The 15,103-nt window shown below is 65.7% G+C and carries 18 protein-coding genes and 1 tRNA gene; 9 read left to right on the plus strand and 10 right to left on the minus strand.

The genetic code is table 11. The features are described 5' to 3' along the window. Positions 1–164: 164 nt before the first annotated feature. Positions 165–3,632 carry a MobF family relaxase gene (gene mobF, locus ACR0R4_RS01335; protein ID WP_433645527.1) on the plus strand — a complete coding sequence of 1,156 codons (3,468 nt, stop codon included), beginning with the start codon at positions 165–167 and terminating at the stop codon, positions 3,630–3,632. A gap of 15 nt (positions 3,633–3,647) precedes the next feature. Here the strand turns inward: mobF and ACR0R4_RS01340 are convergent, their stop codons facing one another. The 3 genes from ACR0R4_RS01340 to ACR0R4_RS01350 all read right to left on the minus strand — a co-directional run bounded on the left by ACR0R4_RS01340 (position 3,648) and on the right by ACR0R4_RS01350 (position 4,986). Further along, complete coding sequence (locus ACR0R4_RS01340) at positions 3,648–4,430, minus strand: Fic/DOC family protein (protein WP_433645528.1); 783 nt, start codon at positions 4,428–4,430, stop codon at positions 3,648–3,650. 21 nt (positions 4,431–4,451) lie between these two features. Beyond that, entirely contained in the window at positions 4,452–4,652 is a 201-nt protein-coding gene (locus ACR0R4_RS01345) for a hypothetical protein (protein WP_433645529.1), read from the minus strand. Positions 4,653–4,761: 109 nt separating this feature from the next. After that, on the minus strand, positions 4,762–4,986 hold the full coding sequence (locus tag ACR0R4_RS01350; RefSeq protein ID WP_433645530.1) for a helix-turn-helix domain-containing protein: 225 nt from the start codon (positions 4,984–4,986) through the stop codon (positions 4,762–4,764). Positions 4,987–5,085: 99 nt separating this feature from the next. Between ACR0R4_RS01350 and ACR0R4_RS01355 the strand changes: the two genes are divergently transcribed. Both ACR0R4_RS01355 and ACR0R4_RS01360 read left to right on the plus strand, forming a co-directional pair. Continuing rightward, complete coding sequence (locus tag ACR0R4_RS01355) at positions 5,086–5,739, plus strand: helix-turn-helix domain-containing protein (RefSeq protein ID WP_433645531.1); 654 nt, start codon at positions 5,086–5,088, stop codon at positions 5,737–5,739. Continuing rightward, positions 5,736–6,998, plus strand: a complete 1,263-nt coding sequence (locus ACR0R4_RS01360; RefSeq protein ID WP_433645532.1) for a tyrosine-type recombinase/integrase — start codon at positions 5,736–5,738, stop codon at positions 6,996–6,998. The genes ACR0R4_RS01355 and ACR0R4_RS01360 overlap by 4 nt, the downstream gene beginning before the upstream one ends. A 34-nt stretch (positions 6,999–7,032) precedes the next feature. Here the strand turns inward: ACR0R4_RS01360 and ACR0R4_RS01365 are convergent, their stop codons facing one another. From ACR0R4_RS01365 to ACR0R4_RS01375, 3 genes are all read right to left on the minus strand, one after another. After that, entirely contained in the window at positions 7,033–7,203 is a 171-nt protein-coding gene (locus ACR0R4_RS01365) for a hypothetical protein (RefSeq protein WP_170214177.1), read from the minus strand. Between the two features lie 194 nt (positions 7,204–7,397). Next, a tRNA-Leu gene (locus ACR0R4_RS01370) sits at positions 7,398–7,480 on the minus strand. 103 nt (positions 7,481–7,583) lie between these two features. Continuing rightward, entirely contained in the window at positions 7,584–8,621 is a 1,038-nt protein-coding gene (locus ACR0R4_RS01375; protein WP_433645533.1) for a GGDEF domain-containing protein, read from the minus strand. Positions 8,622–8,854: 233 nt separating this feature from the next. On the opposite strand from ACR0R4_RS01375, the gene ACR0R4_RS01380 reads away from it, so the two are divergent. Genes ACR0R4_RS01380 through ACR0R4_RS01390 form a run of 3 tightly spaced genes read left to right on the plus strand, consistent with a single transcriptional unit; the run spans position 8,855 to position 11,609 of the window. Then, positions 8,855–9,739, plus strand: a complete 885-nt coding sequence (locus ACR0R4_RS01380; protein WP_433645534.1) for an ABC transporter substrate-binding protein — start codon at positions 8,855–8,857, stop codon at positions 9,737–9,739. Positions 9,740–9,759: 20 nt separating this feature from the next. After that, positions 9,760–10,833 (plus strand): amino acid ABC transporter permease, encoded by a 1,074-nt coding sequence (locus ACR0R4_RS01385; protein WP_433645535.1) that lies wholly within the window; start codon positions 9,760–9,762, stop codon positions 10,831–10,833. Beyond that, positions 10,830–11,609 (plus strand): amino acid ABC transporter ATP-binding protein, encoded by a 780-nt coding sequence (locus ACR0R4_RS01390; RefSeq protein WP_433645536.1) that lies wholly within the window; start codon positions 10,830–10,832, stop codon positions 11,607–11,609. Before ACR0R4_RS01385 ends, ACR0R4_RS01390 begins: the two co-directional genes overlap by 4 nt. 216 nt (positions 11,610–11,825) lie before the next feature. On the opposite strand, the gene ACR0R4_RS01395 is transcribed toward ACR0R4_RS01390, so the two are convergent. Both ACR0R4_RS01395 and tagD read right to left on the minus strand, forming a co-directional pair. Beyond that, positions 11,826–12,362, minus strand: coding sequence for a GNAT family N-acetyltransferase (locus ACR0R4_RS01395; RefSeq protein ID WP_433645537.1), 537 nt, complete (start codon positions 12,360–12,362; stop codon positions 11,826–11,828). Next, the gene (tagD, locus tag ACR0R4_RS01400; RefSeq protein ID WP_433645538.1) at positions 12,359–12,757 is read right to left on the minus strand and encodes a glycerol-3-phosphate cytidylyltransferase; all 399 of its coding nucleotides are present in this window, start codon (positions 12,755–12,757) and stop codon (positions 12,359–12,361) included. The genes ACR0R4_RS01395 and tagD overlap by 4 nt, the downstream gene beginning before the upstream one ends. A gap of 167 nt (positions 12,758–12,924) precedes the next feature. Between tagD and ACR0R4_RS01405 the strand changes: the two genes are divergently transcribed. From ACR0R4_RS01405 to ACR0R4_RS01415, 3 genes are all read left to right on the plus strand, one after another. Beyond that, positions 12,925–13,113 carry a hypothetical protein gene (locus ACR0R4_RS01405; protein ID WP_433645539.1) on the plus strand — a complete coding sequence of 63 codons (189 nt, stop codon included), beginning with the start codon at positions 12,925–12,927 and terminating at the stop codon, positions 13,111–13,113. Positions 13,114–13,122: 9 nt separating this feature from the next. Further along, entirely contained in the window at positions 13,123–13,560 is a 438-nt protein-coding gene (locus ACR0R4_RS01410) for an acyl-CoA thioesterase (RefSeq protein ID WP_433645540.1), read from the plus strand. Positions 13,561–13,672: 112 nt separating this feature from the next. Next, positions 13,673–14,248 (plus strand): HdeD family acid-resistance protein, encoded by a 576-nt coding sequence (locus ACR0R4_RS01415; protein ID WP_433645541.1) that lies wholly within the window; start codon positions 13,673–13,675, stop codon positions 14,246–14,248. A gap of 72 nt (positions 14,249–14,320) precedes the next feature. Here ACR0R4_RS01415 and ACR0R4_RS01420 read toward each other — a convergent pair whose 3' ends face one another. Both ACR0R4_RS01420 and ACR0R4_RS01425 read right to left on the minus strand, forming a co-directional pair. Beyond that, complete coding sequence (locus tag ACR0R4_RS01420; RefSeq protein WP_433645542.1) at positions 14,321–14,779, minus strand: GNAT family N-acetyltransferase; 459 nt, start codon at positions 14,777–14,779, stop codon at positions 14,321–14,323. Then, positions 14,776–15,066, minus strand: a complete 291-nt coding sequence (locus ACR0R4_RS01425; protein WP_433645543.1) for a cupin domain-containing protein — start codon at positions 15,064–15,066, stop codon at positions 14,776–14,778. The genes ACR0R4_RS01420 and ACR0R4_RS01425 overlap by 4 nt, the downstream gene beginning before the upstream one ends. Positions 15,067–15,103 lie beyond the last annotated feature (37 nt).

The raw sequence follows: 15,103 nt of genomic DNA on the forward strand, positions 1-15,103 counted from the left end.
CACTGCCTTTTCTCGCTTGCATGGTTCCCACTCAGCAGTCGGCCCAGCACCTACGGCGCTCATCAGAACTCACAAGATTCTCCAGCCTCCCAACCATATCCCTTCTGAATGAACGTATGCTACCGTGGTAGATACTTTAGATTCCATATTAGAAACTCTTGGCGGTGAGTCCTGTGTATGGCGGTGTGATTCTGTTCCGGGGAACCGGGGCCGATGCGCGCCGTTATGTCGAGGCCGACCGCTCTCGCGCCGATGACTACTACCTCGGCGCTGACACGTCCGTGGCGGATTTCACCGCCCTCGACGGCGAGGGGAACGTGACCGCCGCGCTGGGGCTCGCCCCGGAGGCATACGCGGGCTGGGTGGACTGGCTCAACCCGCTCACGGGTGAGTCGATGGGGAGGCCGCGTCTGCCGGGGGAAGGGCGGCAGGGGTCTCCGCGGTTTGCGGAGTTGGTGGTGAACGCCCCGAAGTCGCTCTCCATCGCCGCAGATCTCCACCCGGAAGTCTCCGACGCTTTCGACCGGGCGCAACAGGACGCGGTGGCGGAGATTCAGGCGTGGCTCGCCCTGCACTCCGTGACCCGTGTCGGGCCGCGCGGCAAGCAGGAGGTGGTGCCTGTCCAGCAGTTGCAGACGGTGGCGGTGTCGCACCGCACCAGCCGGGCGGGTGATCCGCACCGGCATATCCACTTTCAGATCGGCACTCGCGTGTGGGTGGCCGGGAAGTGGCGCGCGCTGGACACGGCGGCGCTGTTCCGGCAGCAGGGCGCGATCCGTGCCCTTGGCACTGCCGTGATCGCCGCGCACCCTGAGCTTGCGGAGATGCTGGATCGGCACGGCCTGACGCTCGATCCGGTGTCGGGTGAGGTGGTCGAGCTCGAGCGGTTCAACGGTGTGATGAGCAAGCGCGGCGAGCAAGTGCGCAGGCACCTGGAACGGCTCGAGGCGGAGTGGGAGGCGACGCATCCGGGCGAGGCAATGGGGCCGGTGGTCTCCGCGCGTCTCGCGGCGAGAGCGTGGGCGTACGAGCGGCCCGCGAAGAAGCCCACGACCCTCCGCGAAGAGCAGGCCTGGGTGACCGAGTTACGGGAAGCTGGCTACGACCCGGACACGTTGCGCCGGCCGGTGCGTCGTGCGCGGGCGTCGCTGGATGACCTCTCCGTGCAGACCGTCGCAAGCCGGGCGCTGGACCGTTGCGCGGCAGGTAGTTCGGCGTGGACGAGACATACGGTGCAGGAGCACGCGACACGGATCATGACCGAGTACGGCGTGCAGGCAGCACCCGCCAAGATACGCGAGTTCGTGAACATCGCAACATCGTTGGCGATGGAGGATTGCTTCTCGATCCTCCCGCCCAGCGCGCCTGCCCCGGAGCATGTGGCGCATCTCACATCGCTCAGGGTGGTGCAGTCGGAGACGGAGCTGCGCGACCTCATCTCCGCGCGCAGCTCGCAACAAGACCTTGAGTACCCGGACGTGCGCCGGGCGGCGCGCAGGGGCGGGCTGGATGCCGGGCAGGAGCGCGCCGCCGCCGCGGTCGCATCGACCGATCCGCTCGTGGTTGTAGAAGGTGCAGCAGGTAGCGGGAAGACGACGATGCTCGGTGCTGCAATCGAGGTCGCCGCACGACACGGGCGGGTGTCGCGGGTGGTTGCGCCGACGTTGCGCGCCGCGCAGGTCGCGCACGATGAACTCGGTGTGCCCGCGACCAGTGTTGCGGCGCTCGTGCACGCGCATGGGTGGCGCTGGAACGGTGACGGCGTATGGACGCGCCTCGCACCCGGCGACGCCGACCCCGACACCGGACGCACCTACCGCGGCCCGTCCAAGGACGCACAGCTCGCGCGGGGTGAGCGAGTGATCGTGGACGAGGCCGGGATGCTCGACCAAGACACCGCCCTCGCCCTCCTGACTGTCTGCGATGAAGCGGGCGCAACGGTCGCGCTCGTCGGGGATCGCGCGCAGCTCGCCGCCGTGGGTCGCGGCGGGGTGCTCGACATGGCCGCACAGCTCCGCGGGCGCACGTTCGACATGGCGCAGGTGCACCGTTTCACTGACCGCGCCTACGCCGACCTGACAGTGCGGATGCGCGACGGTGACAACCCCGGCGCGGTGTTCGACCAGCTCACCGCGCTCGGCCTCGTTCGCCTGCATGCCAGCAACGAGGACGTGCGCGAGCACATCGCCAGGCCAAGCCGGGAGGGAGAAGCCGTCACGGTCCCGTCCAACGACGAGGCCCGCACTGTCAACGCCCGCATCCGGGAGGAACGAGTGGCGCGTGGTGAGGTCGACGGCACCCGCACCGCGACCGGCAGCGACGGCCTCCCCATCGGTGCCGGGGACGTGATCCAAACACGCAAGAACAACACCAGCATCGGTGTGGCGAACCGGCAGAACTGGATCGTGCAACGCGTCGAACAGGACGGGGCATTGCGTGTGCGCGAAGCAGGGAACGGGCGGAAACGGCAGCGCACCGTACTGCTCCCGGCCAAGTATGTGGCCGAGCACGCACACCTGTCGTATGCGGCCACCGCCTACGGGGTGCAGGGCGCGACCGTCACCGGCTCGCACACGATCCTCACCGATGCCACCAGCGCCGCAGGGGTCTATGTCGGCATGACCCGCGGCCGCGAGCAGAACCTGTTGCACGTCGTCGCCGAGAGCCAGGAGCAGGCGCGGGAGCAGTTCGTCGCGGCGATGGAACGCGACCGCGCCGACCGCGGCCTCACCGACGCGACCGAACGCGCAGCAGATGCTGTGCGAGGGCTCGTGGAGGACGGGCCAGTGCGGCTCGTGCAGACGGAGCGGGCACGCCTCACCCAGCTCATCGAACGCGCAGAGCAGCACGCGGCACTGTTCGAGGATGCCGCTGCGCGATTCGCCGCACAGAAGCAGGCGCATCACGTCGAAGCCGAAGAGCACGCCGAGCTTGTGACCCATGCGAAGAAGACCGCCGAGCACACCCGCAAAACGGTCACCGCCGAGGTAGAGACGCGAACCCGCGCGGACGGGCAAGAACTCGTGAAGGCTCGCGCGCATCTTCACGCCGCTCGCGACGAGGCGCGGGCGGCGTGGTTCGGGCGCAGGCGCACCGCCGCCCGGAACATCGACACCGCGGAGGAGTCGGTCGAGAAGATCGAGCGGCACGTCACCCAGACATGGGGCACCGCCCCGTCTCTCTTGCGTCCCGTCGCCGAGTGGGCGCAGACGATCGCAAACGGACATGCCGCCGCCCACCCCGAGGTGCGGGCGGCTGAACAGGCCCTCAGCGACACCGAGGCCGCGAGGCAGCAGACGGCCCAGCGGCAAGCCGTCGAGCGGGATCGTCTCACCGTCGAGGTGTACGGGGCGGAGCAGGCACGGCAGATGCGAGGCACCTTCCGCATCCCCAACCCCAGAGCAGACGCCGAACACGCCAGGAGACGGGCAGCCGAGGCGCGGCGGGTCATCGCGGAGCTGGACGCGCGCCCCGTCGCTGAGGCCGCTGAATGGCTCACCCAGCGGCGAGAGCAGCAGCGGGCCGAGCGCGAGGCTCTGCAAGCCCGTCAGGAGGCCCTCACGCGCCGCAACGTCGGGCTGACCAGGACTGGCCCGGATCAGCGGCGAGACGGGCCGGGGCGCAGCTTGTGATCTGGCCTGGTGACGCTACAGAGACAGCCCGCCGTGGGGTGTTGGCGATTCCGGGCGGCGTGTCTCCGTGCCGAACGACTCCGCGGCCGAGTGAGAACGGCGGCGGCGAGCTGCGTCGAGTTCGCGATCCAGAACGTCCGGCGTCCGCGAGATACCCCGCGCTTGGAAGCTGCGCACCTGCTCCACCGTCAACGCCTCCCCAGGTCGCATGCTCCCGTCGAGCCGGTGGAGGTTCGGCCGGATCAGCGCGTCGATCCCGCTGTGATCCTCCACAATCGCGAGGGTGCGGGCGTGGGCGAACACGTCGCCGGGAATCTGCGACCAGTCGATGACCCATCCGGCGTCGCGGGCGAGCTGGTTGAACATGATGTGCTGACTGCGCGTGTTCACGTCGCGGAACGGATGGATCGCGGTCGTCTCACCCCACACCCATGCCAGCCTGTCGGAGAACGCATCCGCGTCCAGGCCGCGGAGATGGTCGCGGGCAGCGAGTTCGCCGAAGACGCGCTCAGCCTCGGGCACGATGAACGGCGGACGGCAATGCGCGATGCCCGTGCCTCCGGGGTGAGTGTCGGTGTCGCGGATGTCACCGCCCCAGACATACAGATCGGCGGTCAGATGCTGGTGGATGGTCTGCAAGTGGGCGAGGTCGTACCGGCCGGGGATGGGGTGCTCGGTGAGTTCGACCATGCGCTGATGGATCGCGGCCGTCTCGACGGCTTTCCAGCGGTCGTAGTCGGTGATGCCGAGCTTGTTGATCAGAACGAGGCTGTTCGGGTAGCTGTAGCGGTCGGGCACTGGTGCTCCTGCCCGGACGGGTTACTTCGCGGGGAAGCGGTCAAGCGCCGCAGCGATCGCCTCGCGCACCGCTTCATCCGCGGACAGTTCCCCGCGCACCTGACGGCGGGCAATCTCTTGATCCGCCTCAGTGACGACTGCACCGGCCGTGACCTGCCCGGCCTCGACCTCCGCGAGCACACGCCGGACATGGGCCTCGGATACGGGAGTCTTGAGAGCCATTCGGGGTGCCTCCTTGTGGTCGGCGTTCTTGGGTTAGTTTACGTTGCTCCGCTGACATTCGCCGGGAGGCCAGGGGCGGGGGTGCCGACTCGGCACGGCCAGTGGATTGTCAGGCTTCGCCGATGTCGGTTGCGGCGTCGGCGAAGAGGGCGAGGAACTTCTCGCGGGGGATCACGATGCGCCGCCCGAGCTTCACATGCGGGATGGTGCCTTCGTTGATGCTCGTAGTGATCGTGCGGGGATCGACGCCGAGGGCTTCTGCGGCTTCTTTGCGGGTGATGACGAGGCTGCGCCGCTTACGGAGGTCGTCCATGTCGAGGGTGCTCTGCCGCATCGTCACACCATCCGTTCGTGTCAGCGCCGAGAAATGTGGTTCCTCCCACCGTAGAGAATCGCACTTGCGCTGTCAAGCATTGCGCTGTAGTTTTCTACTATGGAAACAGACAGGGTGCGGGGCAACCCCGCAGGCATCACGAACACGCACGTCGCGCAGAACATCCGAGCCGCCCGTCAAGCGATCGGCATGGACTTGCGCACCATGTCCGACGGGCTGAAAGCCGCCGGGCGCAAGCTCTCCACCTCGGGCATCAGCAAGCTCGAGGCCGGGGATCGCCGCGTGGACGTGGACGACCTGACCGTGATCGCCTACCTGCTGCGCACCACCCCCGCCGCGCTGCTGACCCCACCCGACGAGCAGACCACGCTTACAGGCGTTCCGGAAGGGTATGAGCCGGAAGAGATCGACAGGTGGATGCGCGGGGAACTCGTCCTCACCGACGAGGGACTGTTCAACTACTGGCAGCAGGAATGGGTCATCTGCACCGACCGCATCCACCACCTCGAAACCACCCTCGCGGGCATGACCGCCCCCAGCAAAGACGACCCCGAGAAGACCCAGGCACACCCCAAGACCATCGCCGCCTACCAAGAGCGGCTGGACACGGCCAGAGCACGAGCGCGCGCAATCCGGGAACGCGGCGTGCAGCTCGATCCCGAGGGGAGAGTGTTCAACGCCGCCGACTACATCGACAACTACGCCCAGACACACCAGCCCGGCACGACGAGGGCAAGGAGCACACGGTCATGATCGCGAAAAGGCAGCCCGCCGAGCAGGGCAGCGGGGGTGAGAAGCAGCAGCGGCGTTCGCGCTCACGGCAGCCCGGCTCAATCCAGGCTTACGACACCGACAAGGGCAAGCGGTGGCGGTTCCAGATCTACGCCCTGAAAGACCCCGAATACCCCGAGATGGGATCGCGGCGGCTGACCCGTTCGGGATTCACCAGCACCGACGAGGCGAACGACGCCTTGCAGGAGGCGTTGAAGCAGCGGAAGCAGAACGAGAAGTTCGGCAACAAGGTGCCGACCGTGGGCACCCATGCGGATGAGTGGGTGGCGGGGTTGAAGCTCGCGGCGTCCACGATCAAGGGGTACAAGAAGATCATCCGCAACCACATCCGCCCCCAGCTCGGCGCGATCCGGCTCGACAAGCTCACCGCCACGAGGATCGCGCGCCACTACCGCGACCTCGAAGACCACGGCCGCCGCGACGAGTACGGCAAAGGCGAGCCGCTGTCGGCTAACAGCGTCCACAAGGTGCACGTCGTGCTCGGCGCGATCCTCGACGCCGCGATAGACGACGGGCACCTGACGGTTAACCCGGCGAAGAAGAAGCGCACCGTGAAGCCCCCGAAGTCCAGCGAGGTGCGGGCGCAGAAACCCGAGATCGCGACGTGGACGGCCGAGCAGTTGCAGACGTTCCTCACCTGGAACCGCGACGAGTTGGAAGACGAGCTGTTCCCACTGTGGCGGCTCATCGCCTACATGGGAATGCGTCGCTCGGAAGCACTCGCCCTCAAGTGGTCGGACATCAACGCGAAAACGATGCGGGTCAGCATCCGTCGCGCCGTCGATACCGACGACTGGACGAAGACGAAGACCACCAAGACCGGACAGGCCCGTGTCATCGACGTGGACGCCGAGACGTTGAAGGTGCTCGCCTCGTACAAGGTCACCCGCGCGGAGGTGTCGTTCGAGCTGGCGAAGGCCGACGCCTACGTCTTCGGCGACGATGACGGGAAGCTCCGCTCACCCGACGCAATGACGAGCCGCTGGGATCGACGCCTCAAGTGGGTGACCGCGAAGTTCGACAGCCTGCATCGGGTCACGATCAAGGGGCTGCGTCACACTCACGCGACCCTGCTGCTGGAACTCGGGGAGCATCCCAAGGTCGTGCAGGAGCGCCTGGGCCACTCAACGATCACCACGACGATGAACATCTACTCCCACGTCACTCCGACCATGCAGCGCTCGGCAGTAGACCGCTTCGCCGCCCACCTGAACGGCTGATCCAGGAGAGCGACGATTGTAAGACTCCGAACCGCTAAGCCGAGCGTCGAGGGCGGGTAACCGCGTAGATCTCGAAACAAATCCCGAGCACGATGAGGACGAAGCCGACGACACCGAGGGCTGTAAAGGTGATAACGAGAGCACCCGCAAGGACCAAGGCGATCGAGAGAATCACGCCAACAAGCGCCGCTGTGCTCAACTTCATACTTCGAGCCTATCCAACGCTGCTCTCATCGACTGAGGTGGCTGCGGCCTCACCTCACGGAACCGCTAAGCACCGTTTCTGTGGCCGTCCTGAACCACTCGCACATCGCCCTTAGCACTTTTTCTAGCACTTCCGACGCGAATGACCCCCAACCCGAGAGATAAAATCCCAGGTCAGGGGCCATTTCATTCGTGTGCGCGAGGGGGGACTTGAACCCCCACGCCCTTGCGGGCACTGGCACCTGAAGCCAGCGCGTCTGCCATTCCGCCACTCGCGCGAGTCATCACCCAGCACAACATCACTAGACAACTCAGTTAGCTTAGCAAGAGGGGGCGCTCAGCGCCAAAACAAAGGCCACTGATCCACTCCAATGACACCGCTCAACTGACGATGTCGCTCCAGAGGCACCGTGCAACCGTGTTTTTTCCCGCGAGCTTGGCTCTGTACATCGCCTGATCGGCGGAAGCGATGAAGTCGCGGGCAAACGGCGCACCCTCGCCTGGGCGCGGCGACCAGAGCACCGTCCCGATGCTGGCAGAGAGTGGTCGATCGCCAATGAGCTCGGGCAGGGGCAGGCGCACCTGCTCCAGGACTCGCTCTGCAAGCAGAGCCAGCGATGCCTCGTCGGTCGGGCCCCCGGCCAGTACGAACTCGTCGCCACCGAGTCGGCTCACAACTCCGCCTTCCGGGCTGATGCTCCGCAGTCGATCCGCGATAACGCGCAGCAGTTCGTCACCCACCGCGTGCCCGCACTCCTGGTTGAGGGCGCGAAACCCGTCGAGGTCGAGGTAGAGCACGGCACACGGTTTCTCCGCGCGAGTCGCCGCAAGCAGGATCCGACCCAACTGCTCTTCAAGAAGCGACTGGTTCGCCAGTCCAGTGAGGGGGTCATGCAGCGCCTGGTGGCGCAGTTGCTCCTGCAGGTCGTGGAGTTGGTCGTTGGCGCGATCCGCACTGTGGCGCGCTTCGATGAGTTCGCGTTCGAACCGGCCCCGCTCGGTCGCGTCGATGAGCGCGACGTGCAGCCGCATCTGGCCGTTCGCGTCGAAAACGAGGTCGGCATTCAAGATGATGGGCGAGAATTCGCCATTCATAGCACGGCCTTCAATGACGATCTCGCGAAACTGCTGCTCGACGGGTTCCTCCGCCGAAAGCAACGCTACGCAGCGCGCGAGAGAATCGGCCGACAGCCAATCCAGGGCGTTCTCTCCAATCAAGGCGCCCGACGCATCGGCCGCGGGGTGCCCGCGCCACAACGCGAGCATGAGGTTGTGGGCGACCACGGTGCCCTGCATGTCGATCGTCATGAGGCCCACGGGTGCGTGCCGCAACAAATCGCTCTGGGCCGCCTCCGACAATCGGGTCTCCGCATCTTCGACCTCGGTCAGCACCTGGGTCTCGGTCGTGCCTTCGATCAACACATCTCCCCGATTTCTCGCGTGAACACTCAAGTTTAGGCGCTCACCGCGAGACCCGTTGAACAACCTCCACAGCACTGCAATGGTGGATCGCCCAAACGTCTCGGAATGATCCCAAATACGCGCCGAAGCTCTATCGCGGGGTGGCCCCGCGGTAGGCTCCAGATGTAATGCGGGCCTGGCCCGTTCACGCATGAATGGTTTGTTTTAACGACAGAAGAGGATATGGATCGATGAAGATTCGATTTGTACTGCCCGCACTCGCCGCAGTAGTTGCGCTTGCACTCACTGGCTGCACGAACACCGAGGGCGACACGACCGCCAGCGTCGACGCGAGCGGGATCCAGCCCGACGCTGCCGCGGTAGCGTTGCTGCCTGACGAAGTGAAGGAATCGGGTGTGCTCGTCATGGGCACCGACGCCGAGTACCCGCCGAACGAGTACAAGGACGCGTCGGGCAAGCCGGTCGGCTGGGGCATCGAACTCGCCGAGGCGATCGCCGCGAAGCTGGGCCTGGCGCCCGAGTGGGAGATCCTGCCCTTCGACAGCATCCTTCCCCGCATCGAGGAAGAGGCGTTGCAGGTCGGTGCCTCATCGTTCACCGACAACCTCGAGCGTCAGAAGACGGTCGACTTCGTCAACTATCTGAACGCGGGTAGCCAGTGGGCCGCTCCGGTGGGTTCCGATGTGGATCCCGAAAACGCCTGCGGCCTCACCGTGGCCGTGCAGGCGGGCACGATCCAGCACACCGATGAACTGCCCGCCCGCAACGACGAGTGCGTCGCGGCCGGCAAGGAAGCGATCACCGTCCTGCCGTTCGACGGTCAGCCCGAAGTGACGAATGCCGTGGTCAACGGTCAGGCCGATGCATTCTCCGCTGATTCCCCAGTTACCGGCGCTGCGGTGACCGAGCTCGAGGGCGAGCTTGAGCTCGTCGGCGATCTCTTCGACGCGGCACCCTATGGTTTCGCCACCCTCAAGGGCAGCGACATGACCATGGCGGTTCAGGCGGCGCTGCAGTCGCTCATCGATGACGGCACCTACCTCGAAATCCTTGAGGCCGCGGGTATCGCCCCGGGCGCTGTGGAATCGGCCACGATCAACGCCGGTACCGAGTAGTCGAACCGGATTCGCGAGTCATGTCTGACACGCAGTCCCCGGCCGCGGGGCCACGTGCCCCGCGGCCCGACAGCCACGCGGTGCCGGAGGAGATCGTAGCGATCAAGCTCCGGCACCCGTGGCGCACGGTGTTTGCCGCCGTCCTCCTGCTGCTCGTGGTGCTGTTCATCGTCGACGCAGCGTTCAACCGCCCCGTGTACTCGTGGGGCGAGGTAGGCAAGTACCTCTTCGACACTCGCGTCATCGAGGCGATCGGGTACACCCTGCAACTCACGGTGTACTCGATGATCATCGCGGTGCTGCTCGGTGTCACGCTCGCGATCATGCGACTTTCGCCGAACCCAGTCTTCCGGTCGGTGGCGTGGGCGTACCTGTGGATCTTCCGCGGCACCCCGGTCTACGTGCAGCTGGTGTTCTGGGGCCTCATCGGGGTCATCTACAAGAGCATCGATATCGGCATTCCCTTCACCGAGCCGTGGCTCTCGTTCAAGACGCAGGATCTGCTGAGCTACTTCGTGCTCGCGGTCATCGGTCTCGCCCTGAACGAAGCCGCCTACATGGCAGAGATCGTGCGGGCCGGCCTGCTCTCGGTCGACAAAGGCCAGGAGGAAGCGGCGACCGCTCTCGGCCTCGGCTGGGGGCACACGATGACCCGCGTGATCCTGCCTCAGGCGATGCGCGTCATCATCCCGCCGACCGGCAACGAAGTCATCTCGATGCTGAAGACGACATCGCTCGTCACGGCCGTGCCGTTCACGCTCGAGCTCTACACGCGCACACGCGACATCGCATCAGTCACCTACAAGCCGGTGCCCATGCTGATCGTCGCCTCGATCTGGTACCTCGTGATCACCTCGATCCTGATGGTCGGTCAGTACTATCTCGAGCGACACTTTGCGAAGGGCGTTGACGCGCGCCCCGATACGCCGAAGATCTCGCTCGAGACCGGCACAATCGGTGTCGCTTCGGGCACGGGCAACCGTGGCGGTAGGGCCAGCACGGTTGGCACGCTCGGCACCGACGCAGGCGGTGGCGCACCCGCGACGCCCCCAGGTCCAGCAGCGCCACCCGCACTTGGAGGTGATGGACGATGAGTGGATCCGCCAGCGAGACCCCCATGGTGAAAGCCGAGGCCGTCTCGAAGTCGTTTGGCTCGAACGAAGTGCTGAAGAGCATCTCGCTCGAGGTGAACCGGGGCGAAGTGCTCTGCCTCGTGGGCCCGTCGGGCTCGGGCAAGTCCACGTTTCTGCGCTGCATCAACCACCTCGAGACGATCAGCGGGGGCCGGCTGTGGGTCGACGGTGAGCTCGTCGGTTACCGTCAGCAGGGCGACAAGATCTACGAGCTGCGCCCCGCCGAGGCCTCGAAGCAGCGCCGCGACATCGGCATGGTGTTTCAGCGCTTCAACCTGTTTCCGCACATGACCGCGCTCGAGAACGTGATGGCCGCGCCCATGCTGCTGAAGAAGGGCAGCAAGGCGAAGCTGAAGACCAAGGCCATGGAGCTGCTCTCGCGCGTGGGTCTGGCCGAGCGCCACGACTACTACCCGGCGCACCTGTCGGGCGGGCAGCAGCAGCGCGTCGCGATCGCCCGGGCGCTCGCGATGGAGCCGAAGCTGATGCTCTTTGACGAGCCCACCTCCGCCCTCGACCCCGAACTCGTCGGCGAGGTGCTTGACGTGATGAAGGGTCTTGCCGAGAGCGGCATGACGATGATCGTCGTGACGCACGAGATGGGCTTCGCGCGGGAAGTAGCCGACACGCTTGCCTTCATGGATGGCGGCGTGGTCGTCGAATCCGGAGACCCGGCCGAGGTGCTCGCGAACCCGCAGCGCGAGCGCACGAAGGCCTTCCTCTCGAAGGTGCTGTGAGGCACGACCATTGCACGCAGCAGTGGATCGGCCCGCAACCTCCGTCGGAGGCGCGGGGCCGATCCACTTCTGCGTCGGACACCGGTGCCGCGCCCGATTCTGCCGCGCGGACTGTGCCTTGTTCGCTTCAGGGTGCGCTATTTGCGCAAACAAGGCACCCTGAAGTGAATAAGGCACCGTCGGTACGCGTGTCGGCGAAGCTGCGGCACCTGTGCTCTAGTCGCGCGGGGGGAGCGGAGGCCCGCCGGGGAAGTCACTGCGGGTGAGGTCCATGAACAGTGCGTCCTCCAGGTGCCCCTCCGGGCGCACCTGGTAGTCGCGCAGCACCCCGATACGCTGAAACCCGAGCCGCTCATAGCTGCGGATCGCGCCCTCGTTGTTGATGTTCGGGTCGAGGGTGACGCGGGTGACCCCCTCGCTGAACTCGTGACGAATGGCCAGCGCAACTGCCTCCTCGCCAATGCGGCGTCCGCGGAAGGCGGTGCCGAGGAAGATGTGCATGATCGTCGTTGGGTACTCGGGATCCTCGCCGCGCAGCACGAACATCGCGCCGGCGGTCAGCCCGTCCACTTCGATCACGCGGGCGGTGTCGGGGTGCGCGAGGAACTCCTCGCGGATCCGCTCGGGGGTGTATCCCACCCACCACACCGCGACCTCGGGTTCGACGAGAATCGCGGCCAGCGGATCCACATCGCGCTCTTCGGGGTCGCGCAGGGTGACAAGGGGACCGTGCAGGGTCGGCTGGGCGCTCACGCGTTGATGCCCAGGTCACGCTTGATCTTGGTGGTCGAGATGCCCTCGGTGCGATCGAGGTATACGACGTCGCAATAGTCGGTGAGGATCTCAAAGCGCGGGTCACCCTCCCAGTCGCCGCCCATCACGACGACATCGATCTCGTAGCGCTTCACGTCGTTGATCTTCTGATCCCACGAGTCCTCGGGAATCACCAGATCGACGTAGCGCACCGCCTCGAGCATCTTCTTGCGGGTCTCGAAGTCGTGATACGTCTTCTTTCCCTTGCCCTCGTTGAACGACTCGGTCGACAGGGCCACGACGAGGTAGTCGCCCTGGGCGCGGGCGCGCTGCAGCAGGCGAATATGCCCCCAGTGCAGGAGGTCGTAGGTGCCGTAGGTGAGCACGCGCTTCATTCGGCGGTCTCCATTCGTCGGGTGATGGCCGGGGGCGGCCGCGATCCACTGTATTTCTGAGCGTAGTGCAGGGGCAGGTGCGCTGGGTGGGTGCGAGCCGGGTGGGTGCGGGCGTACGCTGGGTATGAGGGCCCGGAGCTCCGCAGCCCGTCACGAGAGGAGCCACCATGAACGAGAACAGTCAGTCTGGCACGCAGGATCATGACTCGGATCCGGCGCACACTCCCGACCAGGGATGGGGCGAGGAGGGCGGTGCATCGCACCTCGGGCCCGCCACGCACATTCAGTCGGGACAGCCGGGTGACGTTGACGTCGCGGACGATGAAGAAGACGCAGACGAAGACGAAGAAGAGTAGGTCGATTGCATGAGCGATTTTCGCCATACGGTGCGCAAGTGGGTGAAGCCCGAAGATCTGAACCAACACGGCGCGCTGTTTGGCGGTCGACTCCTGCAGTGGGTCGATGAGGAGGCCGCGATCGTGGCGGTGACCCAGTTGGGCACGATCGACGTGGTCACTCGGCACTTCTCGGCACTCGATTTTGTGGCGAGGGCGGATCGCGGCGACCTGCTCGAGCTCGAGTACCGGGTACTGAAGTTCGGCAACACCTCGCTCACCATCAGCTGCCGGGTCGAGAACGCGGTGACCGGGCAAGAAGTGCTGACGCTGGAAGAAATCGTGTTTGTGGCGGTGGATGCCGAGGGTCGGCCCCAGCCGCACGGGTACGGTGACACGACCCTGGGTACCGAACGCATTCGCGGACTGGGGCACTCGAATGCGGTCGAAGGGCGAAATCGAGGGTGAACTTTCCGCGCTCCCGGCTGGGGGTACCGCTCAGGGGGTATCAGGGTGCATCATAAAACAGGCACCCCAGCGGGTCGCTGATTCCTGAGTTCGTCACGTGAAAGGCACCCCTATGGCTGGCCCCTCTACCCTCAACACCGAGCATCGCGCGGTCGATGCGATCCGCACCATGCTGGGAGTCGGTGGACTCGTCGCGCTGATCGTCGGCATCCTGATCCTCGTGAACCCGGTGAAGTCGGGCGCGGTGATGATGCAGATCGTTGCCGTCATCGTCGCGCTGTACGCGGCGGGCGTGGGCGTGGTGTATCTCGGGTCAGCGCTCTTCGCGAAGTCGATGAAGGGGTGGCCGCGCACCGGCAACGTCGTGCTTGGCCTGCTCTACATCGTCGGCGCGGTCATCATCTTCGCAAACCTCGCCGCGACGGCCGCAGTTCTGACCGCGTTCCTGTCGATCATGATCGGCGTGCTGTGGATCATCGAGGGCATCTTCTCGTTCACCACGCTGAAGGGGTCGGGCCATCGCGTGCTCACCATCGTCTACGGCATCATCAGCGTAGTCGCCGGCCTCGTGCTGATCCTGTCGCCGCTGCTCGGTGCCATCACGCTGTGGCTGCTGCTCGGCCTGTCGATGATCGTGATGGGCGCGGTGCAGATCGTGCGCGCGTTCGCGTTCAAGCCGTCGGTGTAGTCGACTCCGGGACGGGATTGAGCCCAGGGCGGAACGCTCGGCGCAACCCCGTTCGGTGTCAGTCCGTCTGTGTCAGCTGGAGGCTGCCGGGCTCAGATCGTAAGTGACCCAGGGGGTCTGGCGTGCGACCCGATCGTAAAGGCTTCGGGCAGTCTCGTTGTCGCCAGCGGTGATCCACCGCACCACGGTGGCCTGCTCATCGCGAGCAATCTCGGCGAGCCGCACAAGCAGTGCCGACCCCACGCCCTGTCCGCGGGCCGCGGGGGCGGTGAAGAGGTCATCGAGAAAGAGGCCCCTGGCCCCGACGATCGGGCGCGCAAACGTGCGATAGTGGGCAAGGCCGACGATCGCACCACCGGCCTCAGCGACCAGCCCGCGAGTCTCGTGGAGTGGATCCATCAGCCATTCCCAGACGGTCTCGAACACCTGAGGGTCGTGGGGCATCCCGTAGAAATCTCGATAGCCGCGGTAGGCGGTCACCCACGCGTCGCGGTCTGCTGCCGCGACGGGTCGAACTACGACGTCGGTCACGATAGCTTTTCGATCTCGACGAACACGACGGGAGCCGCGGAGGTGCGGTTTTCGACCTGGTGCTCGGAGCCCGCGGGCCGGGTGTAGCTGACGCCCGCGGTGAGTTCTGCCACGATTTCGCTGCCGTCGGCGTTGGTCACGTGCATGGTGTCGGTGACCATGGGCACCACCACGTACTCGTGTTCGTGCACGTGCATCGGAATGACTCCGCCGGGATCAATCGTCCACTTTGTCACCCGAAAGTGTTCGTTCTCGAGCTGGGTTTCGCTGTGTGCTCCGGTAGTCATGTGGTCTCCTTCAGTGGGTTCGGCAAAGTGACTGTTT

Source organism: Leucobacter fengyongliangi (assembly GCF_050971685.1).
GTDB lineage: Bacteria > Actinomycetota > Actinomycetes > Actinomycetales > Microbacteriaceae > Leucobacter.

Coding starts and splice junctions, on each gene's coding strand:
- ACR0R4_RS01345 (WP_433645529.1), bottom strand. CDS start 4,652: ATGGCTCTCAAGACTCCCGTATCCGAGGCCCATGTCCGGCGTGTGCTC.
- ACR0R4_RS01350 (WP_433645530.1), bottom strand. CDS start 4,986: ATGCGGCAGAGCACCCTCGACATGGACGACCTCCGTAAGCGGCGCAGC.
- ACR0R4_RS01355 (WP_433645531.1), top strand. CDS start 5,086: ATGGAAACAGACAGGGTGCGGGGCAACCCCGCAGGCATCACGAACACG.
- ACR0R4_RS01360 (WP_433645532.1), top strand. CDS start 5,736: ATGATCGCGAAAAGGCAGCCCGCCGAGCAGGGCAGCGGGGGTGAGAAG.
- ACR0R4_RS01365 (WP_170214177.1), bottom strand. CDS start 7,203: ATGAAGTTGAGCACAGCGGCGCTTGTTGGCGTGATTCTCTCGATCGCC.
- ACR0R4_RS01380 (WP_433645534.1), top strand. CDS start 8,855: ATGAAGATTCGATTTGTACTGCCCGCACTCGCCGCAGTAGTTGCGCTT.
- ACR0R4_RS01385 (WP_433645535.1), top strand. CDS start 9,760: ATGTCTGACACGCAGTCCCCGGCCGCGGGGCCACGTGCCCCGCGGCCC.
- ACR0R4_RS01390 (WP_433645536.1), top strand. CDS start 10,830: ATGAGTGGATCCGCCAGCGAGACCCCCATGGTGAAAGCCGAGGCCGTC.
- tagD (WP_433645538.1), bottom strand. CDS start 12,757: ATGAAGCGCGTGCTCACCTACGGCACCTACGACCTCCTGCACTGGGGG.
- ACR0R4_RS01405 (WP_433645539.1), top strand. CDS start 12,925: ATGAACGAGAACAGTCAGTCTGGCACGCAGGATCATGACTCGGATCCG.
- ACR0R4_RS01410 (WP_433645540.1), top strand. CDS start 13,123: ATGAGCGATTTTCGCCATACGGTGCGCAAGTGGGTGAAGCCCGAAGAT.
- ACR0R4_RS01415 (WP_433645541.1), top strand. CDS start 13,673: ATGGCTGGCCCCTCTACCCTCAACACCGAGCATCGCGCGGTCGATGCG.
- ACR0R4_RS01425 (WP_433645543.1), bottom strand. CDS start 15,066: ATGACTACCGGAGCACACAGCGAAACCCAGCTCGAGAACGAACACTTT.